Raw genomic sequence first — 24,664 nt, forward strand, 5'->3', positions numbered from 1 at the left:
ATGACCGGGCCGTTTAGGGTCGGGCGATGGGCGAACCCGAGCTGACCTTGACCGCGACCCTGCGGCCCGCTGCGCTTGACGCCCGGCGCGGCATCGTCCGGATGCACCCGGAGGTGCTCACCGCGCTCGCGCTGAAGCCCGGTGACCCGGTCCGGCTGACCGGCCGCCGGGTGACCGCCGGCATCGTCGCCCCTGCCGAGCAGAGCGCGGGTGCCGCCCTGCTGCACGCCGACGACCTGGTGCTGGGCAACCTCGGCGTACGCGACGGCGGGCAGGTTCGGGTAAGCCCCGCCCCGGTCACCGGTGCCACCCGGGTGCAGCTCGCCGGGCCGGCGGAGATCGTCGCGGTGGTCTCCCCGGAGATGCTCCGGCTGGCGTTGCTCGGCAAGGTGGTCACCGCCGGCGACGACGTCTCCCTGTTGCCCCAGGATGTCCTGCCGGCCGCCTCGACCCGCACCCTGGTCGAGGCGGCCCGGCGGAGCCTTTCCACCCGGGTCGGCTACGCCTGGACCAGCACCCTGCTACGGGTGATCGCCGTCGAGCCCGACCCCGGCGCGCTGGTCACCATGGACACGGTCGTCAGTTGGGAACATGGTGCCGCCACCCACGGTGCCGCCACGCCTGTCGGATCGACCCGGCCGGCCGACGAGGCATCCCCGACGAGCACCGGCGCGGCGGAGGTGGCCGACGCGCCGTCCGTGGACGAACTGCCCGGCCTGCGAACCCAGGCCGAGGAGTTGACCGAGCTGCTCGACCTCGGCTTCCATCACCGGGAGGTGCTGGGCCGGCTGGGCACCACAGTCGCGCTCGGGGTGCTCGTCGCCGGCCCGGCCGGCTCCGGCAAGTCCGCCCTGGTCCACGCGGTGGCCGCGCAGGTCGGTGCCCGGGTGCAGCCGCTCTGGGCACCCGAGATCGCGGCATTGACCAACTCCTCGGCCGCCGCACGGCTGCGGGCGGCCACCGCCGAGGTGGTCGCCGCCGGGCCGGCCGTACTGCTGGTCACCGATCTGGAGGCGCTGGCCCCGGCGGACAGCCCGGGGCCGGTGGCGACGGTGTTCCGCCAGTGCCTGGCCGAGGTGGTCCGGGCCGGGGCGGCGGTGGTCTGCACCACCAGTCGGCCGGAAGCTGTCGACCCGGCGCTGCGCGCCCCGGACCTGCTCTCGCTCCGGATCGACGTGCCGCTGCCGAACCTGGCCCTGCGCCGGGAGCAGCTGACCGTGCTGACCCGCCCGGTCCCGCTCGCCGAGGACGTACGCCTGGACGAGGTGGCCGGTCGTACCCCCGGGTTCGTCGCCGCCGACCTGGCCGCACTGGTCCGCGAAGCCGGGGTCCGCGCGGCGCTGCGGCAGAAGACGGCAGAGAACCCGACGGTACGGATGAACGACTTCACCGCCGCCCTGGAGGTGGTCCGGCCAACCACCATGGCCGCCGCCACCCTGGAGCTGGCCCGGGTGACCCTCGACGACGTGGGCGACCTGGTCGAGGTGAAGCAGACGCTCACCGAGTCGGTGCTCTGGCCGCTCACCTACCCGGACACCTTCGCCCGGCTCGGCGTGCAGCCTCCGCGCGGGGTGCTGCTCTACGGGCCGCCGGGCTGCGGCAAGACCTACCTGGTGACCGCGCTGGCCGGTTCCGGCCGGGCCAACGTGCTCTCGGTCAAGGGCGCGGAGCTGCTGTCGAAGTGGGTGGGCGAGAGCGAACGCGCGGTACGCGAACTCTTCCGCCGGGCCCGCGAGGCGGCACCGACGCTTGTGTTCCTGGACGAGGTGGACGCCCTGGCGCCGACCCGCGGCCAGGCCACCGACGGTGGCACCACCGACCGGGTGGTCGCCGCCCTGCTCACCGAGTTGGACGGGGTGGAGGCGCTGCGCAACGTGGTGGTGATCGGTGCCACCAACCGGCCCGACCTGATCGATCCGGCGCTGCTGCGTCCCGGGCGGCTGGAACGGCTGGTCTACGTGCCGCCGCCGGACGCCGAGGCGCGGGCCGAGATCCTGCGCGCCTCGGCGCGCAACGTACCGCTGGCCGAGGAGGTCGACCTCGCCGCGCTCGGCGCAGAGCTGGACGGCTTCTCCGCCGCCGACTGCGCGGCGCTGATCCGGGAGGCAGCGCTGGCCGCGATGCGCGAGTCGCTTACCGCCACCACTGTCACCGCCGCGCACGTCGCCACGGCCCGTTCCCGCGTCCGCCCCTCCCTGGACCCGGCCCAGGTCGCCTGGCTAGCCGCCTACGCCACCCAACGCAGCTGACAAAGCCGACCCGAGGTCAAAGTCAAGCGCCTGGTCGAAGGAAGTCAGCGACGACGGTTGCGGGTGCGGGAGGCGCGCAGGCGCAGCAGCCGGCCCACCAGCACCGGATCGGCGGCAAGGGCCGCCGGGTTGTCCAACAACGCGTTGAGCAACTGGTAGTAGCGGGTGGCGGAGAGCCCGAAGCGGTCCCGGATCGCCTGCTCCTTCGCGCCGGCGTGCCGCCACCACTGCCGCTCGAAGGCGAGGATCTCCCGGTTTCGCTCGTCGAGGGCGTCAGCGACACCTGTTGCCCCGGGACCGCCCGCGACAGGTTCGGCGTCGTCAGGCGTACCGCTGGGGGGCTGGACCTGGCGGGTAGCGCCCGGCTGCGCCTCCGGTGCCGTCCTCGGTGGCGGCACCGCGGCGGTCTCCGGACCGGCGCCGAGCGGCACCGCGGCGTCGGTGGTCTCCGCGGCCGGGGTGGCGTCGGCGGGCTGCATCAGGCTCCTCACGCAGGCGGGCCGGCACTGGCGACGCCAACCGGGGCTTCCCAGCCTAGCCACAGGTCACCGCGGCCGCATCGGACGCCGGTGGGCGCGATCCGGGGAGAGATCGCGCCCACACCCCTCAGGCGATGTCCCGCCGGCGCATCGTCCAGAGTGCGGCGCCGAGGAGCGCCACCACCCCGACCGTGAACAGCGCGGAGGAGTGCTGCCAGGTGAGGTCCAGGGTGGCCGGCTCACACTCACCGGTGTAGGTGGCGTTGCAGGAGCGCCAGTCCTGGAGCGTGACCTTCTTGGTCATCCAGGCGTACGCGTACGTGGGCAGCAGCCATGCCTCGGCGAACCGGACCTGGGCCATCTCCAGCAGGATGGCGAGCCCGACCTGGCCGACCACCATGACCGCGACCGCACCGCCGAGCGCCATCGCGGTGTGCCGGCCCAGCGACGCCAGGGCGAAGCCCAGCGTCGCCGCCACCAACACCAGGATGATGCCGCGTCCCCCGGTGATCAGGAACGACTGCCAGGTGCCGGAGGTCATTCCGGTGGTGACCCCGCGCCAGTTGGCGACCAGCCAGAGACTGCCGAACCAGGCCGCCGTGGCGGGCAGCGCCAGGGCGAGCAGCCCGGTGAGCAGCGCACCCAGCTTGGTCAACAGGACGGTCAACCGCTTCGGACGCCACAGCAGCAGGTTCATCATCCCGCCGGTGCTCCACTCGGCACCGACGAAGGAGGCACCCACCACGAAGCCGATCATCGCCAGGATGCCGGCGAGCGGGACGAGCATCTCCTCGAAGTTGTCCCGGAAGACGAAGGTCGAGGGCAGGAACCACTCCGCGCGGATATCCTCCCGCAACGGCGGGGTGATATCCGCGCAGTCGGCCGGGTAGTAGTCGACGGTCTCGCCCGCCGCCTTGGCCCGCTCACAGGCGGCCCGCTCCTGCTGGGCCCACTGGACCTGCTCCTGATGTTGCCGGTCGGCGGAGCGCTCGGCCTCGGCCCACTGCTCCGGGCCGATCTTCTGGTTGCTGATGAACAGCCCCACCACGATGAGGGCCAGCACCAGCAGGCCACCGACGGTCATCCAGCGGGTGAAGCGCCGCTTGGTCAGCCGGCGCAGTTCGGTACGGAAGAGACTCACGCGCCCCAACCTCCCCCGGTGGGCGCGGAGGGTTCCGCCCCATCGACTCGTGCGGACTGGTCGACCTGACGGTGCTGGCCGGGAACCGGCGCGGTGTTCGTCAGTTCGAGGAAGACGCTCTCCAGGTCGACCGTGACCGGTGCGAGTTCGCTGACATAGAGGCCCCGATCGGCCAGCAGCCGGGTGACAGTGGCCGGCTTGTCGACACCGGCCAGCATCAGGTGATCCAGATTCGGGGTGACCCGGTAACCGGCGTCGTGCAGCGCGCCGGCGGCCACCGGCAGGTCGGTGACGGCCTCCAGCCGGACCCGCAGCGCACCGGAGGAGTGCTGCGCCAACACCTCGTCGACCGGGCCGAAGGCGACCCGCCGACCCAGCGAGATGATGGTGACCGAGTCGCAGATGAGCTGGATCTCGCCGAGGATGTGGCTGGAGAGCACCACTGTCATTTCCGACTCGGCGAGGTTTCGCACCAGCGTACGCATCTCCCGGATGCCGCCCGGGTCGAGGCCGTTGGCCGGCTCGTCCAGGATCAGCAGCTTCGGGTTCTTCAACAGTGCCGAGGCGACCGCGAGGCGCTGCTTCATGCCGAGCGAGTACGTCTTGACCCGCTCACCGGCCCGGTCGCGCAGGCCGACCAGCTCCAGCACCTCGTCGACCCGCTGCTGGGGCACCTGACCGGCGCTGGCCAGCAGGGAGAGGGTGTCACGGGCGGTGAAGTGCGGGAAGAACTGTGGGCTCTCCACGATCGCGCCGACCTGGCCGGCGATCTGCGGCAACGCTCCTGGCACCTCGTGGCCGAGGATGGCCATCCGGCCACCGTCCGGCCGGATGAGACCCAGCAGCGTACGCAGAGTGGTGGTCTTACCCGACCCGTTGGGGCCGAGGAAGCCGTGCACCTGCCCCGCCTCCACCCGCATGTCGAAGCCGTCCAGAGCATTGCGGACGCCGCGTCGTCGGCTGCGGTACGTCTTTCGTAGACCTTCGATTTCCAGGACAGCTGGCAAGCTGCACCTCCCCCGTTGGTGTGTGGGCGACGACGACACCATACGCGGTATGCAACGAAAGGCAATACCCGGTATGCACGGCACGCCGCGGGAGTGGTGGGGTGGGTGTTAACAGGGGGCCCCTCCTCTACCGGAGGCGTTAGCAGGGGGCCCCTCCTTGCACCTCAGGCGGTGATGATGTGGACGCCTGCGGCGCGGAAGGCGTCGATCAGCTCGGGCGCGGCGCCCGAGTCGGTGACAAGCGTTTCCACCCGCTCGACGGGGCAGATCCGGGCGAAGGCGTGACCGCCCAGTTTGGACGAGTCCGCGATGATCACCACCCGCTTCGCGCGGGCGACCATCAGGTTGTTCATCGCCGCCTCACCCTCGTGGTGGGCGGCGGCGCCGAGCTGCGGGTCGATCGCGTCCACGCCGAGCAGCGCCACGTCCAGGGTGACCTCGCGCAGCAGCGCCCCGCCCAACGGCCCGACCAGTTCGAAGGACTTCGGCCGCACCACCCCGCCGGCCACCACGACCTTCATCCGGGAACGGACCAGCAGTTCGTTGGCGATGTTCAGCGCGTTGGTGACCACGGTGAGCTGGGCACCCTCGGCGCTGGTGTTCAGGTCCGGCCGGACAGCCAGCGCCCGGGCCACCTCGGTGCTGGTGGTGCCGCCGTTGAGGCCGACCACCGTGCCGGGCGAGACCAGGGCCGCGGCGGCGGCGCCGATGCGCTGCTTCTCGGCCGAGTGCTTGGCCGTCTTGTAGCGCAGCGGCAGATCGTACGAGACCCCGTTGGCGACCGCGCCACCCCGGGTACGCGTGATCATCTGCTGTTGGGCGAGCTGGTCGAAGTCCCGGCGGATCGTCGCCTGGGAGACGTCCAGCCGGTCGGCGGCCTCCTCGACGGTGACCCGACCGGAGTCGGTGAGCATCTCGAGCAGGGCGTTCCATCTCGCGTAGCGGTCCACCCCGGGCCTCCGTGTCTGCACGAACGGTGATTGGTTGCGTGCACAGTAGTGTTCGAAACTAGGATGAGGCAAAACCTCGCGCTGCGCGATCACGCCTGCGGTTGCTATTTCCACCAGGTTTCACGCAGAATGACGCGCGAAAGATGGGAGTAACGAGCCGTATTGCGCAACGGCCCGCCCGGCGAGGGAGTCTTCATGGCGTACGTTCACGCGGAGATCGCGAGTCAGCCGGACTGCTGGCGCCGAGCGGCAGAGCTCGCACCCACAGTGCTCGACCGGCTACCCAGCCCCGGTGAACGGGTCGCGGTGGTCGGTTGCGGCACGTCGTGGTTCATGGCGACGGCGTACGCGGCCCGCCGCGAAGCCGCCGGCCAGGGCGAGACGGACGCCTTCCAGGCCAGCGAGTTCCCGGCCGGCCGCCGCTACGACCGACTGCTGGCGATCACCCGATCCGGCACCACCACCGAGGTGCTGGAACTGCTCAGCGCCCTGCGCGGGCGCACACCGAGCACCGTGCTGGTCGGTGACCCCGACTCACCGGCGGTGAGTGTCGCGGACGCCGCCGTCACCATGCCCTTCGCCGACGAGCGCTCGGTGGTGCAGACCCGCTTCGCCACCACCGCGCTGGCCCTGCTCCGGGCCCAACTCGGTGACAACATCACCGCCCTCGTCGCCGACGCCGAGGTGGCCGTACGCGCCCCGCTGCCGATCGACCCGAGCCTGATCGAACAGGTCACCTTCCTCGGCCGGGGCTGGACGATCGGGCTCGCCCAGGAGGCGGCGCTGAAGTGCCGCGAGGCGGCCACCTTCTGGGCCGAGGCGTACCCGGCGATGGACTACCGGCACGGCCCGATCTCGGTGGCCGCCCCCGGCCGGCTGGTCTGGGCCTTCGGCGAGCTGCCCGACGGGCTGCCCGAGGACGTGGCCGCCACCGGCGCGGCCTTCGCGCACAGCCGCACCCACGGGGTCCGTACGGTGCTCGGCCGCTGGGCGGCCGGGCGTACCCCGGTCGACCCGATGGCCGACCTGATCCTGGCCCAGCGGTTCGCCGTCGCCCTGGCCACCAGCCGTGGCCTCGACCCCGACGCACCCCGGCACCTCAGCCGCTCCGTGGTCCTCACGTGAGTCTCCCGCCACAAGATCCTGGTACGAGTCTGTCTCCGCGGGGGCGCTCCCGCACCAGGATCTGTTCGCGGTGGGGGATGCGGTGACGGTGGGCGATGAGCGGGTTGCCGTCGCGGTGGACGTGGGCGGCACCGGGATGAAGTGCGCGCTTGTCGGCGCGGACGGTGCCCTGGTCCACACCGAGCGGCACCCCACCGACGCGGGACGCGGTCCCGACGCCGTGGTCGAGACGATCCTGACCGTGGCCGAAGGGCTGGCCGGCAAGGCACGGGCGGACGGGCTCAGCCCCACCGCGCTCGGCATCGTGGTGCCGGGCGTCGTCGACGAGGCACGCGGCGTGGCGGTCTGGTCGGCGAACGTCGGCTTCCGGGACGTACCCCTGCGGGAGCTGGCTTCCGCGCGGCTCGGCCTGCCCACGGCGCTCGGCCACGACGTGCGGGCCGGCGGCCTCGCCGAGGCACGACTGGGTGCCGGTCGCGACGCCGGGCACGTGCTCTTCGTGGCCATCGGCACCGGCATCGCCGCCGCACACGTGGTGGCCGGCTCGGCCGCCACCGGGGCGCACGGCGCCGCCGGAGAACTCGGCCACATCCTGGTCCGCCCGGACGGCCCGGCCTGCGGCTGCGGGCGTCGAGGCTGCCTGGAGGCGGTCGCCTCGGCCTCGGCCGTGGCCCGCCGCTACGCCGTACTCACCGAGGCCGGCGGCCCGGCCGCCGCACCCACCGAGGCCGTTGGCCCGGCCGGCAACGCCGAATCCGCTGCCGCACCGGACGGTGCGTCCGGCGGCGGACCGGGCCGGGGACGGACCATGGTGAGCGCCGCCCAGGTGGCCGCCCGGGCGGCGGCGGGCGAGCAACTCGCCGTCCAGGTCTGGCGGGAGGCCGTCGAGGCGCTGGCCGACGGCCTCGCCACCGGCCAGGCGCTCTTCGACGTGGAGACGATCGTGCTGGGCGGCGGCCTCGCCCAGGCCGGCGCCGGCTTGTTCGACCCGCTGCGGACCGCGTTGCGGGACCGCCTGACCTTTCACCGGGAGCCCCGACTGGTCCCGGCCGCCCTCGGCGACGAGGCCGGATGCCTCGGCGCCGCCCTGCTCGCCCTCGACCAGCTGGAGACGAGATGACCCTTCGGGTGAACGGCAAGGTGGTGACCCCGAGCGGGGTGATCCGGCAGGGCTGTGTCGAGGTCAGAGGTGACCGGATCAGCGCGGTCGCCGAGTTTCCGTCGATCCGCGACGGCCACTGGATCGTGCCCGGCTTCGTGGACATCCACACCCACGGCGGGGGTGGGCACACCTTCACCACCGGCGAGCCCGACTCCGCCCGCGCCGCCGCCGCGTTCCACCTGGGTCACGGCACCACCAGCCTGCTGGCAAGCCTGGTCAGCGCGCCTTTCGAGCTGATGCGCTCGGCCACCACGGCTTTCGTGCCGCTGGTGCAGGAGGGAGTGCTCGCCGGCATCCACTTCGAGGGGCCGTACCTCTCCGCCGCCCGCTGCGGCGCACAGAACCCGGACTTCCTCCGCGACCCGTCCCTCGAGGAGCTGACCGAGCTGATCAAGATCGGCGAGGGTGCGGTCCGAATGGTCACCCTCGCCCCCGAGCGGACCGGTGCGCTGGAGGCCATCGGACTGCTCACCACCCACGGCGTGGTCGCCGCGGTCGGGCACACCGACGCCACGTACGAGCAGACCTGCGCCGCGGTGACCGCGGGTGCCAGCGTCGGCACCCACCTGTTCAACGGCATGCGCCCGGTGCACCACCGGGATCCGGGGCCGGCGGTGGCGCTGCTGACCGCGCCGAACGTCTTCTGTGAGCTGATCGCCGACGGGGTGCACCTGCACGAGGGAACCCTCACCTTCGCCGTAGCGACCGCCGGAGCGGAACGGTGCGTGCTGGTCACCGACGCGATGGCCGCCGCCGGCATGCCCAACGGCGAGTACGAGTTGGGCGGTCAGGCGGTGACCGTGACCGACGGCGTGGCCCGGCTCGCCCGCGACGGCGCGATCGCCGGCAGCACCCTCACCATGGACGCGGCGCTGCGGCACGCGGTGCAGGTGGGCGTCCCAGTGCCCGACGCGGTCCGCATGGTCTCCACCACGCCGGCCCTGGCCGTCGGTCTCGGTGCCCAGGTCGGTGCCCTCCAGGCCGGTCTGCGCGCCGATCTGGTGGAGCTCGACGACGAGCTGAACGTGGTACGGGTGATGCGCGCCGGCGAATGGGTGCAGTGACCCGGCTCAGTCCATCGACATCTCGACACCGAGGACGGCCTGCTCGTCGGGGCGGTGCACGAGTTCCTCGGTGAGGAACGACTGCACCGCGTGGCGCATCCCGACGTCCCGTCCCGCCCGCTCGGAGAGCAGCCACTTGTGCTCGATGATCTGGGCGAACAGCTCCTGCGGCTCGAGCTTGCGCCGCAGATGGGTCGGCACCGCCCGGACCACCGGCTCGAACACCTCGGTCAACCAGCGGTGGGCGGCCTGCTGCTCGTCAATCAGGTCGCTCTCCGCCCGGTACGCGTCGAGGTCGTTGAGAAGCTTGCGGGCCTGGTTTTCCTCGGCGTCCAGCCCGGTGAGCCGGAGCAGTCGCCGGTGGTGGTAACCGGCGTCGACCACCTTCGGCCGCACCAGGTACCGCCCGTTGCCGATGGTCGCCATGGCCACCTCGGCCACGTCGAAGCCCAACTCGTTGAGGCGGCGGATGCGCCCCTCGATGTCGTGCCGCGCCTCCCGCTCGACCTGCTGCTCGTAGGTGATCTCGTGCCAGAGGCGCTCGTACCGCTGGACGACCTCCTCGCAGACCACCTCGGGATCGATCGACTCGTGCAGCAGGCCGGCCGCCTGGAGGTCCAGCGCCTCACCGAAGATGTTGACCCGGGCGATCTCCAGGTCCTCACCCCGCTGACCGTTGGAGAGCATGGTGCGCAGCGCCCCGGTCTCCGCGTCGACCAGGTACGCCGCGAAGGCGCCCGCGTCCCGCCGGAACAGCGTGTTGGACAGTGAGCAGTCGCCCCAGAAGAAGCCGGTCAGGTGCATCCGCACCAGCAGCGCGGCGAGCGCGTCAAGCAGCCGGCCCATCGTCTCCGGCCGCAGCGTGTGTGAGAACAGCGCCCGGTAGGGCAGGGAGAACTGGAGGTGCCGGGTGATCAGCACCGGGTCGAGCGGCTCCCCGGCGTCGGACTTCCGGTCGGCGACGATCGCCACCGCCCGTACCGACGGGAAGTCGATCCGCTCCAGGGCGCGCAGCAGGTCGTACTCCCGCTCGGCCACCCGTTCGCCGGTCTCCTTCACCGCGTAGACGTACCCGCCCAGCCGGACGAAGCGCACCACGTGCCGCGAGATGCCCTGCGGCAGCGCGACCAGGTGCGCGGCCGGCCACTGCTCCAACGGTGTCGACCACGGGAGGTCGAGCAGCGCCGGGTCGACGAGGGCCGAAGTGATCCGCACGGCCACAAGTGTGACAACTTCGCCGCCGGACCGCTGCTCCACGTGGCTCGGCCCACATTCACCGACCACCGCTGGGCCGCCGTCGCGGTCCGGGCGGCCCGGCCGCCATCGCGTCCCGGGCCGGGCCGCGATCGGGGCCAGCGCGCGAGCCCGGCCAGGTCGGGCCAGCCCGGCGGCCGCGCGGGTCGCCCCCGGTCGGGCCGGTAGCGTGATCGGGGTGCGGGAGAAGACGACGGTACGCCGCAAGCTGCGCCCGGCCCCGGTCCGGCCGGCCGGCTGGTGGTTCGACGCGCTGCTGCTGGCAGGGTTCGTGGCGATCACCGCCCTGCTCGCCGCCGGCCACCTGCTCGCCCTCGACCTGGCCGTCAGCGAGTGGGCCTTCGCGCACGTCCCCGCCCCGCTGTACTGGACCGCTCGGGCGTTCAACCTGCTCGGCCAGGGCGGCGGGCTGTTGCTGCCGCTCTCCGGCGGGCTCGCGGTGGCGGTGGCCTGGCGTCGGCGTACGGTCCGGCCGTTCCTGCTTGTCGGCGGCGCGTTCCTGATCACCACGCTGACCATCGGCCCGCTCAAACTCTGGACCGACCGGGCCGCGCCCACCGCCTCGGTGAAGGAACCGTTCCTACCACTCGACCAGGCGGTGCGGATCTTCCACCACCAACTGCCGCCGGACGCCTACTCGATGTCGTACCCGTCGGGGCACGTGGCCAACGCGATCGTCTGGTACGGCGTGATCGCCCTGCTGCTGGCCGCCCTGACCGGCGACCGGCTGCCGGTGGGGCTCTACCGGCTGGTCCGGTACGCGCCACCGGCGATCCTGCTGGTCACCACCACCTACCTGAACTTCCACTGGCTCACGGACGGGCTGGCCGCGCTGCTGCTCGGGCTGCTGCTGGACCGGGCGCTGCACCGAGTGCCCTGGGACGACCTGCCGCTGCCCGGCCGGTTACGCAACTGGGGTGAACCGTTCACCAGACAGCCCTAGGCTGCGGGCGTGGATCGACTGGCCCGCCGGTTGGGCGTACGGGATGCGGTGATCATCGGTCTCGGGTCGATGCTCGGCGCGGGCGTCTTCGTGGTGTTCGCCCCCGCCGCCGCTGCGGCCGGCGGACCCGGGCTGCTGGTGGCGCTCGGGATCGCAGGTTTCATCGCCTACTGCAACGCCACCAGCTCGGCCCGGCTCGCGGCCCGCTATCCCGAGTCCGGCGGCACCTACGTGTACGGCCGCGAACGGCTCAACCCGTTCGCCGGCTTCCTCGCCGGCTGGGGCTTCGTGATCGGCAAGACGGCCAGTTGCGCGGCGATGGCGCTGACCATCGGGGCGTACCTCTGGCCGGGGCAGGCCCGGCTGGTCGCGGTCGCCGCCGTCGTCGCGGTGACCGCGGTGAACCTGCGCGGCGTGACCAAGACCGCGACCACCACCCGGATCCTGGTGCTGGTCGTGCTGGCGGTGCTGGCCCTGGTCGCGGTGGTCGGCGCGACAGACGTGTCGCTCGGCCGCATCGACCAACCCGGTGGCACCACCCGGGGCATCCTCACCGCCGCCGGCCTGCTCTTCTTCGCCTTCGCCGGGTACGCCCGGATCGCCACCCTCGGCGAGGAGGTACGCGACCCGGAGCGGACCATCCCCCGGGCGGTCCCGCTGGCGCTCGGCCTGGTGCTGGTGATCTACCTGGTGCTGGCCGTGATCGCGCTCGGGGTGCTCGGCCCGACCCGGCTGGCCGCCTCCGCCGCGCCCCTGGCCGACGTGGTGACCGCCGCCGGGCTACCCGGCCTGGCCTGGGTGGTCCGGGCCGGAGCCACCGTCGCGGTCACCGGCGTGCTGCTCTCCCTGGTCGCCGGGGTCGGCCGCACCACCCTGGCGATGGCCCGCCGCCGCGACCTGCCCGCCGCGCTGGCCGCCGTGCACCAGGTGCACCAGGTCCCGCACCGCGCCGAACTGGCGGTCGCCGCCGTGGTGATCGTGGTGGTGGCGGTGGCCGACGTCCGCTCCGCGATCGGCTTCTCCAGCGTCACCGTGCTGGTCTACTACGCCATCGCCAACGCCGCCGCGCTGACCCTGGGCCGCGAGCCGGCCCGGAAGCTGCCCGTGCAGGCGCTCGCGGTGGCGGGGTTGATCGGCTGCGTCGTGCTCGCGGTCAGCCTGCCGCTGTCGAGCGTGCTCAGCGGCTTCGGGGTGCTCGCCCTCGGCGCCGCCTGGTACGCCCTACGCCCCGCCCGCCACTGACGCGAATTCACGACATCAATTCGACGAGGCTGACGCTTTCAATCTCGCGCCAACACCCCTGGTATAGCGGACGCTATACTCCAGGCATGGCTACCGACGAGTGGGAGATCTACCTCGTCAAAGAGGTCCAGGAGTGGATCGACAGCCTCGATCCACTCACTCACGCCCGCGTCGTGCAAGCCATCGACCTGCTCGCCGAAGCTGGCCCCGGGCTCGGCCGGCCGCTGGTCGACACGATCCACGGATCCTCGATCGCCAATCTCAAAGAGCTGCGCCCCGGCACCGTACGCATCCTGTTCGCCTTCGACCCGTGGCGCTCCAGCATCCTGCTCGTCGCCGGAGACAAGGCCGGACGCTGGCAGCAGTGGTACATCGAAGCGATCCCCCTGGCCGAGCAACGCTACGAGATCTACCTTAAGGAACGCGCCGAGGAGAAGGGACGACAGCCGTGAGCAGCTATGCACGCTGGAGCGACATCCGCGCCGCCCACGTCGAACGCGCCGGCGGCGAAGAGGCCGTCGAAGCAGGCAAGCAGGAGCTACTCACCAACGTCGTCGGACACCGCCTCGCCGAGGTACGGCGCGCCCGTGGCCTAACCCAACAGCAGGTCGCCGACCGCATGGGCGTCACCAAAGGCCGCGTCTCCCAAATCGAACAGGGTAAAATCTCCGGCCAAGACATCGTCGCCCGCTACGCCGCCGCCCTCGGCGGACGCCTCCACCAAGCCATCTACTTCGACGATGGCGACATCGCCGCCATCGCATAGCTCACCAGCGAGAATGCCCGCAGAGCTACCGAACGAACTGGCCCTACCACACCGCGAGGGGTGTGGTAGGGCCAGGATCGCCACGTCTTTGTCGCGGTCACTCCCCGGCGACAGCCGCAGCAACCCGAACGCTTCTCGTGCTACCCGGATGCGTCAGCCGCAGCCGCGTGCGGCAGCGTCATCGGGTCAGCTTCTGCTTCTTGGCTTTCGCCTCCGACTGGTTGCTGTCCTTGTCGACGGCGGCGTAGACGACGTACAGCGTGCCCTTCTTGAGGCCCTTGATCTTGACCTTCCAGGTGTTCTTCGCGGTCGGTCGCACCGCGATCGTCTTCACCTTTTTCATGGCCTGGTCGAACGACTTGGCCTTGATCCATTTCATGCCGGTGTAGTAGTACCAGGCGCTGCCCCGCTGTTCGAGCAGGACGAGACCCACCTCGGCCGTCCCTCGGCCCCGGTCGCTGACCGTGCCCTTGATCGTGCGCCAGGACGACACGTACGTCGGCTTCTTGGGCTTGGTCAGCCGGACCTGAGGAGCGGATTCGTCATACTCGGTGGTGATGTCGCCGATGTCCCGACCGTAGGCCTCACCGGCCGCGTTGGTCAGCTTGACGGTCACCGTCCACCGCGTCTGGCTGGTGTAGTAGTGCTTGACCTGCTTGGTCGTCCGGCCAACCGTGGAGGACTTGCCGTCGCCCCACCACACCCGCACCTTGCTGACATCGCTGGGGATACCCGCAAGGGTGACGACCGCGGGGTCGCCGATCCACACCTTCTTCTTGACGATCTTGAACGTGCCGGGCATCTTCACCACGGTGACCGTGGCCGTCTTCGCGAAGACCCCGGACGACGAGTTGCCCGCCCGGTCGGTGACCCGGACGGTCACGGTGTACGAGCCGGGGTTGTAGTACCGGTGCCACTGCGACGTCTCGTCGCCGTTCAGATACGAGAACTCCCCGTCGCCCCAGTCGACGTACTGGCGGATGTCCCGCTGCGCCGAGACGTCATCGGAGACCTCCAGCGCGGTCAGGGTGACGCCCTGCCCGGCCCGAAGGCTGGTGAAATCGAGCCGATAGCGCGAACCCAACCCCTCCGACCTGGCCGAGCAGGCACAACTACTGCGCGATCGCTACAACTCAGGTCGGATGCTGGCGGCGGCCGTCCCCCTCCGTTGAACCAGGAAGGGGCGGTGCAACACCCGCGATTCTTGACATGGCCACAGGAGCACCGCCCGTCCCTCAGGCGAGGTTGGCTACAAGAAGGACGAGCAAGGCGGCGACCGCCACGACGATCGCGATGGCGTTGAGGACCATCACTGTCGGAAGTCCGGTCGACTTCTGCCCGGGGGCCCCTAGCGACCCCCGGGCAAAGGTCACCGCCGGCGCCATGTAGGCGATGCTGGCGACTTCACCATCACTCACCGAGATGTCCATCTGCGCTCGTCCAGCTTTCCGGGGCATCACGTACGGCACCCACACCTGCACCCGGTGCCGACCCACCGTGACCGGCACTCGATGTTTGCCCCACCGCGCCACTCCGACGTCAACGCCATCTACCAACAGGCGCGGCTTCGTAGCCCGATAGACGAACGCCGAAGGTGGGTAGGCGAGGCTGATCGCCAACATTGCCGTCCCAGCTGATTCACCGACGCCCGGAGTCTCCTTGCTCTGACGACGATTGCCACGCTTAGGCAACCGCGATCACCTCCCAGCCAGTCTTCTCCTGCTGCACACACTTCCCACAAACACCTAAAAACGTTACACGCGTTGCATCACGGAGCCCACGGTCACCACCGCCGACCCCACGCTCGCCCAGGGTGGGAGTTCATCGCCGTTTCGAAGACCGCCGCCTGCGCCCCATCTTTATAGATGCAACGAACAAACCGACACACACGGCCGAACACACACCCATGCCGATAGCCGCAGGCTTGTCACTACTCGAGCCCCCGAAAAGGCTAATAGATGCAATTCCGAAAATGACGGCGAGAATGGGCAACAAGCCGCGCGCCACACCGCGATGGTGGCGCCTATTGTGCTCGGCGTTAATGCGGCGATCCTCGTCACTGAGTTCCTTTGCCAGCGGCGTTCCGAAGGGCCAGTTGGCCATCCAGATCAGTGTGGTCAACCCTGCAATGACGAATAGCACCGTGACGATGACCATGCTTTACCTCCAGAAGCCTGTCAGTCCATCATAGAGCCGACAGCGCTGGTGAATGGATCATGGCTGGCTGCAATCCATCCACCCACGGTCGCCAGCAACAAGTTGGATATATTTATCCACGGAGCTCATATTCAAAAACTCTTTTCTATATCCGTTACCCAATAGAAAAGTTAGACATTCCCTTTTTTGGCGCGTCGGTTGACCCAGGCGTAATACCTCGGGACACCAACCACGCTTCGAACCAAGTAGAAGCCGACGCCGATGACCAACAGAAAAACGACGGCAATCCTCACCATGCCCAGCACCGATACAGCGAGAGCCCAAACGCGTGAAATGGGACGGCCGTACCGGCAATCGGTATTCCCCTCCCCGTAGCACACTTCACGGAAATCGATCGACTTCCCCCGGTCGGCTGGGGTGACAACCGAGTGACCCACCACTGTCTTCACCTCGCGACCGTCGCGGGTCCGGACCGTCACGGCGCAGCGCCACCAGTAGCCGAGACCTTCGCCGCTTACCGGACCTACTCGCTGGCAGTCCCGCACCGCAGCCTCGGCCGACTGTTCAGCAGGGGTGGATCTCACCGCACCGGTGCCCGGATAGAAACTGGCCACCGTGTCGAACACCAACGTCGAGATGACGACCGCGGCGATGAGGGCGACCGCCGTCGCGAGCTGCGTCAAGCGGCCCATGATGGGCCCACGCCGTTCGTACGCGGCGATCTGCTCGCGCTGGATCTGCGTCATCCGCTCCGGACCCGCCTCGTTCACCTACTCAACCCACCTCCAGACACTTCCGGAGGGGTCCGTCGGCTTGCCACGCCATTCGATCCAGAATTCAGCCCGACCTTCGGCAAATAAGCGCAGCTATATGCCCGAGCCGACGAATTCAAGCAAGCTCCTGCGAGATGTCGAATTCCACAGGAAACTTGCCTCGAATGATCCCCCAGATGGGATCCTGCTCTACCGATCTGATCCATTCGTCGAACGACGTCCCGCCGTCACGGAACCACCAGGAGTTGAGACCTCGCAGCGACCGCAGGTCTGGATCAGCTCGATATCTATACTCAAGTTGAACCTGCGAGTACCCTTCATGCTCGCCGTCGGCGTCGACGATTTCCATTTGACGCACAAAGCCAACTGTGAATGCAGGCTCAGCAAACCAGTTTACTTCGCCATACTGAAAGAGGAAACCGTCGGAGTCATTACCTTCGGGAACATCGAACGTAATCCGCTCAAAGCCGCGGACCGTCGCGATAAGTTCCTCGACAGTCGGAACCTCTCGACTCGATCTTGCCTGGTCAGCGATGCCTTGCACCACACCTAGTGCAGAGTCGATCGGTCTGCTCACTACTTACCTCCCTCACTCCGGTTCAACGGCTAAAGCCTTGCCGCGGTACAGCGGCATCCCTAGGCCGCGCCACGGCCAGGCTACACACTCGGCTACGGCCAGTACCCGCCTTGGAGCTGACCCCGTATGTGGTTCAAGACGTCGCGGGCTTCACCAGCGTTTCGTGCACCGCTCATCATGTCGTTGACGTAAGCATAGTAGTCGTTCGTGTGAATTCGCGAATGAACCGACATAGCTCCGGGGTTCGCCGATGCCGATCCCCGCGGCAGGAATACGCCGTTGCTCGCATCGTTGATGCCAATGCCGAATCTATTAAGCTGCGCCCGTGCCGCTGCGGCCTTCGGAGACGTGCTGGCCACGATGTGGTGCGCGGCCGTTTCGGCAGGCCGCGCAACCCTGGAGGCCTCAAGATTGTCACCAAGAATCTGGGCATTGGTGGAGCAATTTGTATTGTGTACGAGGACCGGTGTGTTGCCGGCGAGCACATAGTACGTGTGGATGTCTGCGACGGTGAGGTTGTAGGCGGTGCCCTGTCGAGTGGTGTTCCAGTCGACTCCCGTGACGGTGAGGGTCGCCCCGTTGGCCGTGTGCAGCAGGTCGCCAGGGTCGAGATCCTGACTGTCCTGCCACTGCTGGTCGGTCACGTTCCAGAACGGGTGGTCCTCCGTGGTGGTGACTTCCCCGCCACTCACCTTCAGATCGACGAGCTGGTCCTCGTGGACCCACAGGTGGGTCACCTCACGGGCGCCTTCCTCCCCCGTCTCGGGGTCGGTGGCCAGGACAACGTCGCCGATCTCGACATCCTCGATCGGCTTCTTGCTGCCGTCCGCCATCAGGACTTCGGTGTCACCGCTGAAGCTGCGGAAGCCACAGGCACCCCCAACACCACCACCACGGGCCGCCGATCGCGCTCCGGCACCTGCCATACCCACGGACGTCCGCAGCCCTGCCCCACTGGCAAGACCGAAGGCCCCTGCACCGAGGGCTGGCAGGAGAACCGCACCACCCGCGCCCAGCACACCACCGATGGCCCCACCGAGGACGGCTTCACCAGCGAGTTGCAAGAAGCTTTCCTCGTCGGCGTCCAGACTGTTGGTGGTCAACGAGGCGACATAGCCGCCGACGAACCCGCCGATCGCCGCGCAGCCGACAGCACCCACACCGAAGCTGCCAGCCGTGCAGGCACCACCGACGATGACACCAGCGGCGACACCGGCCACCGCACCCACCGCCCCGGCGTTACGACACCAGAAGCTGGACTGGCACTCCCGCTGCTTGCGTTCCCGCTCGGCGCGTTCGTTGCTGGCCTGCCGGAACGCTTCACGCTGCTGCTGACAGGCAGAGCCACAAGCCGGAGGAACGTACTTCTTGACGATCTTGATGTCGTTGTTTCCGAAGGGAGTGGTGTCGACGTAGGCACGGTCCCCGGTGTCCTCGCCGTTCTCCGTGAAGTACAAGCCGGTCGGGTCGGCATTGTCGATCGGGTTGTTCCCACCATACTGATACCCGTTGTACTGAGCGGGACTGTCCGCGACCAGCACCGGGTCCACCGAGATGAACCGGCCCAACGTCAGGTCGTACTGCCGGGCACCGACGTTGGTCAGACCGGTGGGATCGATGTCCCCACCAACAAAGCCCTTGTTGTTCACCCAAACCGGGTTCGCGCCCCGCGGCGCACCGTACGGAGTCTGACGGCGGATCGAAACCGCCTGCGTCCCCGCGTTCACCGCGACCTGCTGGGTGCCCTGGTGGTCGTTGAACAGCCAGGTCAGGTCCGTGCTCGCCGAACCGCCCGTGCGGGACGCGCAGACAGTGCCGGCGAAGCTGTAGTAACGGGTGCCGGTATTGACGCCGCCTTCCCGGCGAATCTCCTGCCCGGGCAGGTAAAGAGTCGTGCCCCCGCTGTCCCGACGGATGATCCTCGTACCGTCTGCGTCGTAGATGTTGGTCTCGACGGTCTGCCCGCCAGCCGAGACAGTGGCCAGCTTGCCCTCAGCATCCCAACCCAAGGTCTGACTGTTGGTGCCGCTGCCACAGTTGTTCGCGGCAGTGCCGGTCGGCCGGCAGATGGGCTCCTCGGCACCCGCGGCCCCCGCCACCTCACAAGGCTGCGACCTCAGTTGAGATGCCCCGCTCAGAAGGTGACGAAGCAACCACCCACGACTATCAATCGATAAACGGCTATTTGGCATCGGCTGGACGCCGCTAGATCACCAGCAAAAATTTGATCATTTTCGGTATGTGATCTGGGGCGCACGGCCGTCCTCCGGTTTTGTCGCCACTCTCCGACAGGTGATTGGTTCAGCTGCGAGGTGTGGGCAGCACCGGTTCAGGGTCGGGCGGAGGTGGGGCGGTCTCGCGGAGCAGGGCGTTCAGGCCGGCGCGGCGGGCCACCACGGTCAGCCGGTCCCCCGCCATGATCACCAGACGCCGGTCCGGCGACCAGTCGAGCCGCTGGCCCGGCCGGGCGTGCGCGAGCAGTCGTACGCTGCCCGCCCGGCCCACCGCGCCGAGCGGCTGGCCGTCCAGAGCCGAGCCGGCCGCCACCGGGATCTCGGTGACCAGCAGGGCGTGCCGGCCGACCGGAATGGTGGCAATCATCGCCCGGTCCAGCAGCGCGGCGGCGAAGGACGGGGCAGCCAGATAGGAGACGCTGCGCGAGGTGCCGATGCCGAAGGCACGCTGCACCCGTTCGGCGAAGTCACCGTCGAAGAGCCGCAGCACCACCCGGAGCTGGTCGTTGATGGTGCGGCCGTTGAGCGCCGCCCGCAGGTTCGCCCCGTCGTCGGTGGAGACCACCACCAGCGCCTGGCAGGTGGCCACCGAGGCGGCCCGCAGCGTCTCCTCCTGCGCGGCGTCTCCCACGACGAGCGGCACACCGAGCCGCCGAGCCAGACCGGCGCCGCGAGCGTCCGGGTTCTTGTCGATCGCCACCACCTCGACACCGAAGTCGTTGAGCTGGGCCATCACCCGGGTCCCGATGTTGCCCAACCCCACCACCACGACATGCCCGGAACGCTCCGGCAGGATCCGCCCGGTGTGCAGGGCCAGCCGGGTGTGCACCACCCCGTCCACCACCACCGCCGTGATCAGCGGGATCAACGCCAACCCGGCCAGGTTGAGCAGCACCTGCATGACCTGTTCGGCCGCGCCCTTGGCGATGTCCGGGTCCTGCCCGGTGAGGGTGGTGACCAGGGTGAGGTAGACCGCGTCGGGCAGGCTGACGTGGGCCGCGCCGGCGTACAGCCCGCCCAGCGTGCCCACCACGGCCAGCAGCAGGAGCACCGCGATGCCGATCTTGCGGGTGGCGAAGCTGCGGACCGCCCGCAGCAGCGTCGCCGCCGGCCGCCGCCGACGCCGGGCCCGCGCCAACCGGCGCGCGGCCAGCTCGGCACCGGCCGGTCGCCCGCTGGCCTCGGCGAGCACCACGTCGGCGTCCCGCTCGTCGGCCGGCAACACCAGGTCCTGCTGGGGGTCACGGGTGTCGGCCACGCCGCAGACGATCTCGTTCGGGCGTACGTCGTCGCGACGCGCCACGTAGAGGGTGCGTCCGCCGTGCCGGAAGTGGGTGGGCGCGACCTCACCGAGCGCGGCGGCCACGAAGGCCGGGGCGGCCATCGAGGTGTCGGAGAGCACCGCCGAGTCGGGGAAGATCTGCCGCACCCCGTTGGCCAGGCCGGTGTTGAACATCCGCACCACCAGGCGCAACCGGGGCTCGACCTCCTGGGCACAGAGGGCGGCGTGCATGTTGCCCACGTCGTCCTGATGCAGCAACGCCAGCCCGGCCGCCCCAGCCAGGCCGGCCCGGCGGAAAGCGGCCTCGTCCAGCCGGTCGGCCCGGATCACCTCGACACCGGGCAGGTCCCGGCCGTCCGGTCCGGGGGAACGCCGACGTTCGGGCACGATCAGCGTGATCCGGAGCCGCCCGGCCTGCGTCTCACCGCCGCGTAACGCCCGCACCACCCAGTAGGCGAGGGGATCCTGACCGCAGACCACGTAGTGCGCCCGGGTCTCACCGTTGGCCCGCAGCCGGCGGCCGGCCCGCAGGGCCCGATCGAGCAGCGGCTCCGCCATGCCCGCATGGTAATCACCTGGTCGCACCCGCGCAGCCCGCCGATGATCTTGACTTTGACTGGTCCGGCATGGGTACGCCGAGGACGGGTACGGCACCGCCCATGCAGACGTTCCTGCCGTACCCGGACTTCCTGGCCAGCGCCCGGGCGCTGGACCAACGACGGCTGGGCAAACAGCGGGTCGAGGCGATCCAGGTGCTGCGCGGGCTGACCCGCCCCGGGTACGGCTGGCGCCACCACCCGGCGGTCAAAATGTGGACCGGGTACGAGGAGGCGCTGACCCGCTACGGGCTCGACATCTGCGCGGTCTGGTGCGCGACGGGCCGCGCCGACACCTGCGCGGCGACCCTGACCGCCGACCTCGCCGCCGCCCGCGGCATCGAGCAGGTCCGCTCCCAGCAGGAGTTGGCCGCAGCCGGGGAACTGCCGCCCTGGCTGGGCCGCACCGACCTGCACCTGAGCCACCGCTCCGCGCTGCTGCGCAAGGACCCCGCCCACTACCGCCCGATCTTCGGCCCCGACCTCCCCGACAACCTCGACTACGTCTGGCCCCCCTCCGACCGCGCGTAAGGAGGGTCCCCCTATTAACGCCTCGTGCATAGCAGGGGTCCCCTATTAACACGCGCCCGCCGAGTGCTAGATCAAGCGTTCCAGCGCTAGATCAAGTGTTAACAGGGGGCCCCTCCTCTACCGCAGGCGTTAATAGGGGGACCCTCCTTACACCTCAGGCAGACTGGGGGGATGGCGTTGTCGCAGGTGGTGGGTCGGCTGATCGGCGTACGGCCGCATCGGGTGGAGGAGCCCGGCGGCGGTGGCGCTGCCCGGGTGCCGCAGCCGGTGACGGCGGTGGTGGTCGGCGGCGGGATCGCCGGCATGTCGGCGGCGGTGGTCCTCGCCGAGCGGGGTGTCGAGGTGACCGTGCTGGAGGCCGCGCCGGCCCTGGGTGGCCGGTTGGGTGCCTGGCCGGAGAGGCTCGCCGACGGCAGCAGCCAGATCAACGAGCACGGCTTCCACGCGTTCTTCCGGCAGTACTACAACTGGCGCGGCATCCTGCGCCGGATCGACCCGGCGCTGCGTTTCCTCCGCCCGGTGCCGGGTTATCCGGTGCTCAGCGCGCAGTGGCCGGCCGAGGAGTTCGGCCGGTTGCCGCCGGCTCCACCGGCGAACCTGCTCACCCTGCTGGCCCGTAGCCCCAGCCTGCGCCTGCGGGACCTGCGGGGGATGGACCGGGACGCCGCCTTGCCGCTGCTGGCCTACCACCCGGTTCGCACGTACGCCGAGTTCGACGGCGCGACCGCCGATGACCTGCTCACCTCGTTGCGGCTGCCGGACCGGGCCCGGGCGATGCTCTTCGAGGTCTTCTCCCACTCGTTCTTCAATCACGAGGCGGAGATGTCGGCCGCCGAGATGATCGCCCAGTTCCACTTCTATCTGCTCGGCAATCCCGAGGGGCTGGCTTTCGACTGCCCGGTCGAGGACTACGCCACGGCCATCTGGGGGCCGCTGACCCGGCACGTCGAGCGGCACGGTGGCCGGGTGGTGACCGGGGTCGCGGCGACCGCGCTGCACCGGGCAGCCGCCGGGTGGCGGGTGACGACCGCCGAGCGGGCGTACGACGTCGGGCACGTCGTGCTCGCGGTCGACCCGCCGGCCCTCGCCGCGCTGGTCGCGGCCTCACCCGGGCTGGCCGACGCCGCACCGGGCCTGGTGGCGGCGATGCCCGGGTTCGGGCGGCCCGGCCCGCCGTACGCGGTGGCCCGCTACTGGTGTGACGGGGACGTCGGCCCTGAGCGGGCGGTCTTCAGTGGGGTGTCCCGCCAGCCCACACTGGACTCGGTGACGTTGTACCACCGGTTGGAGGACGAGTCCCGGCGTTGGGCGGAGCGCACCGGCGGTTCGATCATCGAGCTGCACGCGTACGCCTGTGAGCCGGGCGTGCCCGCGACGGAGCTGGCCGAGCGGATGCGCGCCGAGCTGACCGTGCTCTGGCCGGAGGCGGCCCGGCTGCGCGTGCGTGAGCTGCGGGCCCGGGTGGAGGCCAAGGCGCCCGCTTTCACGCCGGGCAGTCACGCCTGGCGACCCGGGGTTCGCACCGAGGCCGAGGGGCTTTATCTGGCCGGCGACGGCATCCGCACCGACTTTCCCAGCGCCTTGATGGAACGGGCGGCGGCCACCGGCATCCTCGCGGCCAACCACATCCTGCGGGCGGCGGGCGCGGCCACCGAGCCGCTGCGTTCGATCCGGCCGCGCGGCCTGCTCGCGGCGCGCTGACCACCGCCGCTGACCTGGGCGAATCAGGCGGGCCAACCCGGCAGATCAGGCGGGCCAACTCGAGCCGGGCCAGGTGGGTCGAACCGGAGCGGGCCAGGCGGGTCAGGTGGGTCAGTCGGGTGGGGCGGTGAGGCCGCGCAGGAGCAGGGCCAGGCCGCCGTCGAACTCGGCGTCCGGATCGATGTGCCGCGCGGTGCGGGCCGTGTCGGCGAGGTGCGGGTACGCCTGCGGCGCAAGCTCGGCCAGTGCCGCGGTGCCGGCCCCGGCGAGCGGGCCGAGATGTTCCAACTGGATCGCGCCGAGGAGGTAGCCGAGCAGGGCGCGCAGGGCGAGCACCCGCCGCTCGCCGGTGAGTCCGGCCTCGGTGAGCAGCCCGAGCACGGTCTCCGTCCAGCGCAGCACGGCAGCCGACCGGTGCCGGTGCACGGGCACCAGGGGCGCGACCGCCGGGTGGGCGGCGACGGCGGCGCGCATCCGCCGCAGCAGGAGCGTGACCCGGGCGGCCCAGGGCAGCTTGGGGTCGGGCGGGCTGACGTCGATCCCGTCGAGCACCCGCTCCACGACCAGCCGTTCCAGCTCGCCGCGATCGTCGATGTAGCGGTAGAGGGCCATCGCGCTCATCGCCAGCTCGGCGGCGACCGCCCGCATGGTGAACCCGGTGAGGCCGTCGCGGTCGATCACGGTCAACGCCGCCGAGGCGATCCGGTCGGGGGTCAGCGAGCGGGGCCGAGGCATGTCGCTTGACACCCTACTGCACCCTCGTAGGTATACATCGTACGCCTACGAGGAGAGCCCGATGCGTACCTCTCGTCCCCTGCCTGTCGTGAACGCCCGGACGCTCACGCCGGTGAACACCGGACCGGTCGAGCTGCCCGATCCCGATCGGCTGGTCCACCTCCAGTTTCGCCGGTTCGCCGGCTGCCCGGTGTGCAACCTGCACCTGCGCTCGGTGGTACGCCGGCACGCCGAGATCGAGGCGGCCGGCGTACGCGAGGTGGTGCTCTTCCACTCCCCCGCCGACGAACTGCGCGAGCACGTGGCGGAGCTGCCGATCGCCGTGGTCGCCGATCCGGAGAAGCGGCTTTACCGGGAGTTCGGCGTGGAAGCGGGCCGCCGGGCGCTGCTGGACCCCCGGGCCTGGCTGCCGATCGTCCGCGCGGTGCTGACCGGCACCTGGCAGGTGCTCCGCGGCCGGGAGCGGCTGCCCGCCGGCACACCACACGGTGGGCGACTCGGCCTGCCGGCCGACTTCCTGATCGCACCCGACGGCCGGATCGTCGCCGCCCACCACGGCCAGCACGCCTACGACCAGTGGCCGGTGGACACCCTGCTGGCCCTCGCCGCGGCCCACCGCCCAACCCGGGGCTGACGCGACGCTGCGCCTCAGACGCGGCGCAGCGGCTAGGGGGTGGGCGGGGTCCAGGAGAAGCG

At 70.3% G+C, this 24,664-nt stretch carries 24 protein-coding genes and 1 pseudogene; 11 read left to right on the forward strand and 14 right to left on the reverse strand.

The genetic code is table 11. The features are described 5' to 3' along the window. Positions 1-26: 26 nt before the first annotated feature. On the forward strand, positions 27-2,249 hold the full coding sequence (locus tag C1I93_RS06325) for an AAA family ATPase (RefSeq protein WP_111242282.1): 2,223 nt from the start codon (positions 27-29) through the stop codon (positions 2,247-2,249). Positions 2,250-2,293: 44 nt separating this feature from the next. On the opposite strand, the gene C1I93_RS06330 is transcribed toward C1I93_RS06325, so the two are convergent. From C1I93_RS06330 to C1I93_RS06345, 4 genes are all read right to left on the reverse strand, one after another. Then, positions 2,294-2,728: a DUF3263 domain-containing protein gene (locus C1I93_RS06330; RefSeq protein WP_111242283.1), complete on the reverse strand. Its 435-nt coding sequence runs from the start codon at positions 2,726-2,728 to the stop codon at positions 2,294-2,296. A 127-nt stretch (positions 2,729-2,855) separates the two neighbouring features. After that, a complete protein-coding gene (locus C1I93_RS06335; RefSeq protein WP_111242301.1) occupies positions 2,856-3,869 on the reverse strand; it encodes an ABC transporter permease subunit in 1,014 nt (337 codons plus the stop codon). Next, on the reverse strand, positions 3,866-4,876 hold the full coding sequence (locus C1I93_RS06340) for an ATP-binding cassette domain-containing protein (RefSeq protein WP_111242284.1): 1,011 nt from the start codon (positions 4,874-4,876) through the stop codon (positions 3,866-3,868). The genes C1I93_RS06335 and C1I93_RS06340 overlap by 4 nt, the downstream gene beginning before the upstream one ends. 164 nt (positions 4,877-5,040) lie before the next feature. Next, positions 5,041-5,826: a DeoR/GlpR family DNA-binding transcription regulator gene (locus C1I93_RS06345; RefSeq protein WP_111242285.1), complete on the reverse strand. Its 786-nt coding sequence runs from the start codon at positions 5,824-5,826 to the stop codon at positions 5,041-5,043. A gap of 195 nt (positions 5,827-6,021) precedes the next feature. Between C1I93_RS06345 and C1I93_RS06350 the strand changes: the two genes are divergently transcribed. The 3 genes from C1I93_RS06350 (at position 6,022) to nagA (ending at position 9,177) form a co-directional block, all read left to right on the forward strand. After that, positions 6,022-6,951, forward strand: a complete 930-nt coding sequence (locus C1I93_RS06350) for an SIS domain-containing protein (RefSeq protein ID WP_111242302.1) — start codon at positions 6,022-6,024, stop codon at positions 6,949-6,951. Positions 6,952-7,021: 70 nt separating this feature from the next. Beyond that, a complete protein-coding gene (locus C1I93_RS06355; protein ID WP_420811713.1) occupies positions 7,022-8,071 on the forward strand; it encodes an ROK family protein in 1,050 nt (349 codons plus the stop codon). Next, the gene (gene nagA, locus C1I93_RS06360; RefSeq protein ID WP_111242287.1) at positions 8,068-9,177 is read left to right on the forward strand and encodes an N-acetylglucosamine-6-phosphate deacetylase; all 1,110 of its coding nucleotides are present in this window, start codon (positions 8,068-8,070) and stop codon (positions 9,175-9,177) included. Before C1I93_RS06355 ends, nagA begins: the two co-directional genes overlap by 4 nt. 6 nt (positions 9,178-9,183) lie before the next feature. Here the strand turns inward: nagA and C1I93_RS06365 are convergent, their stop codons facing one another. Continuing rightward, positions 9,184-10,392: a DUF4032 domain-containing protein gene (locus C1I93_RS06365; protein WP_111242303.1), complete on the reverse strand. Its 1,209-nt coding sequence runs from the start codon at positions 10,390-10,392 to the stop codon at positions 9,184-9,186. 217 nt (positions 10,393-10,609) lie between these two features. Here C1I93_RS06365 and C1I93_RS06370 point away from each other — a divergent pair, with 217 nt between their 5' ends. From C1I93_RS06370 to C1I93_RS06385, 4 genes are all read left to right on the forward strand, one after another. Further along, positions 10,610-11,374, forward strand: coding sequence for a phosphatase PAP2 family protein (locus C1I93_RS06370; protein ID WP_111242304.1), 765 nt, complete (start codon positions 10,610-10,612; stop codon positions 11,372-11,374). Between the two features lie 9 nt (positions 11,375-11,383). Beyond that, positions 11,384-12,616: an APC family permease gene (locus tag C1I93_RS06375; RefSeq protein WP_111242288.1), complete on the forward strand. Its 1,233-nt coding sequence runs from the start codon at positions 11,384-11,386 to the stop codon at positions 12,614-12,616. Positions 12,617-12,702: 86 nt separating this feature from the next. Continuing rightward, entirely contained in the window at positions 12,703-13,068 is a 366-nt protein-coding gene (locus tag C1I93_RS06380) for a type II toxin-antitoxin system RelE/ParE family toxin (RefSeq protein ID WP_111242289.1), read from the forward strand. Continuing rightward, complete coding sequence (locus C1I93_RS06385) at positions 13,065-13,382, forward strand: helix-turn-helix domain-containing protein (protein WP_111242290.1); 318 nt, start codon at positions 13,065-13,067, stop codon at positions 13,380-13,382. The genes C1I93_RS06380 and C1I93_RS06385 overlap by 4 nt, the downstream gene beginning before the upstream one ends. A 178-nt stretch (positions 13,383-13,560) precedes the next feature. Here C1I93_RS06385 and C1I93_RS06390 read toward each other — a convergent pair whose 3' ends face one another. The 8 genes and pseudogenes from C1I93_RS06390 to C1I93_RS06410 all read right to left on the reverse strand — a co-directional run bounded on the left by C1I93_RS06390 (position 13,561) and on the right by C1I93_RS06410 (position 20,963). After that, complete coding sequence (locus tag C1I93_RS06390; protein ID WP_111242291.1) at positions 13,561-14,466, reverse strand: PKD domain-containing protein; 906 nt, start codon at positions 14,464-14,466, stop codon at positions 13,561-13,563. A gap of 151 nt (positions 14,467-14,617) precedes the next feature. Then, positions 14,618-14,812 carry a hypothetical protein gene (locus C1I93_RS06395; RefSeq protein ID WP_146603447.1) on the reverse strand — a complete coding sequence of 65 codons (195 nt, stop codon included), beginning with the start codon at positions 14,810-14,812 and terminating at the stop codon, positions 14,618-14,620. A gap of 391 nt (positions 14,813-15,203) precedes the next feature. Beyond that, a complete protein-coding gene (locus C1I93_RS31150) occupies positions 15,204-15,539 on the reverse strand; it encodes a hypothetical protein (protein WP_146603448.1) in 336 nt (111 codons plus the stop codon). A gap of 170 nt (positions 15,540-15,709) precedes the next feature. Beyond that, complete coding sequence (locus tag C1I93_RS06400) at positions 15,710-16,309, reverse strand: DUF6346 domain-containing protein (protein ID WP_111242293.1); 600 nt, start codon at positions 16,307-16,309, stop codon at positions 15,710-15,712. Positions 16,310-16,427: 118 nt separating this feature from the next. After that, complete coding sequence (locus tag C1I93_RS31155; RefSeq protein WP_146603449.1) at positions 16,428-16,889, reverse strand: hypothetical protein; 462 nt, start codon at positions 16,887-16,889, stop codon at positions 16,428-16,430. 92 nt (positions 16,890-16,981) lie between these two features. Further along, on the reverse strand, positions 16,982-17,314 hold the full coding sequence (locus C1I93_RS32275; RefSeq protein ID WP_223256262.1) for an AHH domain-containing protein: 333 nt from the start codon (positions 17,312-17,314) through the stop codon (positions 16,982-16,984). Between the two features lie 8 nt (positions 17,315-17,322). After that, a pseudogene (locus C1I93_RS06405) lies at positions 17,323-18,955 on the reverse strand (polymorphic toxin-type HINT domain-containing protein); the annotation flags it as partial. A 235-nt stretch (positions 18,956-19,190) separates the two neighbouring features. Continuing rightward, positions 19,191-20,963 carry a potassium channel family protein gene (locus tag C1I93_RS06410; protein ID WP_111242295.1) on the reverse strand — a complete coding sequence of 591 codons (1,773 nt, stop codon included), beginning with the start codon at positions 20,961-20,963 and terminating at the stop codon, positions 19,191-19,193. Positions 20,964-21,064: 101 nt separating this feature from the next. Here C1I93_RS06410 and C1I93_RS06415 point away from each other — a divergent pair, with 101 nt between their 5' ends. Together C1I93_RS06415 and C1I93_RS06420 are read left to right on the forward strand one after the other, a co-directional pair. Beyond that, positions 21,065-21,532, forward strand: a complete 468-nt coding sequence (locus C1I93_RS06415) for an MSMEG_6728 family protein (protein WP_111242296.1) — start codon at positions 21,065-21,067, stop codon at positions 21,530-21,532. A gap of 171 nt (positions 21,533-21,703) precedes the next feature. Continuing rightward, a complete protein-coding gene (locus C1I93_RS06420; protein ID WP_111242297.1) occupies positions 21,704-23,233 on the forward strand; it encodes an FAD-dependent oxidoreductase in 1,530 nt (509 codons plus the stop codon). Between the two features lie 111 nt (positions 23,234-23,344). Here the strand turns inward: C1I93_RS06420 and C1I93_RS06425 are convergent, their stop codons facing one another. Beyond that, positions 23,345-23,968: a TetR/AcrR family transcriptional regulator gene (locus C1I93_RS06425; RefSeq protein ID WP_111242298.1), complete on the reverse strand. Its 624-nt coding sequence runs from the start codon at positions 23,966-23,968 to the stop codon at positions 23,345-23,347. A 61-nt stretch (positions 23,969-24,029) separates the two neighbouring features. Between C1I93_RS06425 and C1I93_RS06430 the strand changes: the two genes are divergently transcribed. Further along, on the forward strand, positions 24,030-24,602 hold the full coding sequence (locus tag C1I93_RS06430) for a peroxiredoxin-like family protein (protein WP_111242299.1): 573 nt from the start codon (positions 24,030-24,032) through the stop codon (positions 24,600-24,602). The last annotated feature ends 62 nt before the right edge of the window (positions 24,603-24,664 follow it).

Origin of the sequence: Micromonospora endophytica (assembly GCF_003236305.1) — a bacterium.
GTDB lineage: Bacteria > Actinomycetota > Actinomycetes > Mycobacteriales > Micromonosporaceae > Micromonospora > Micromonospora endophytica.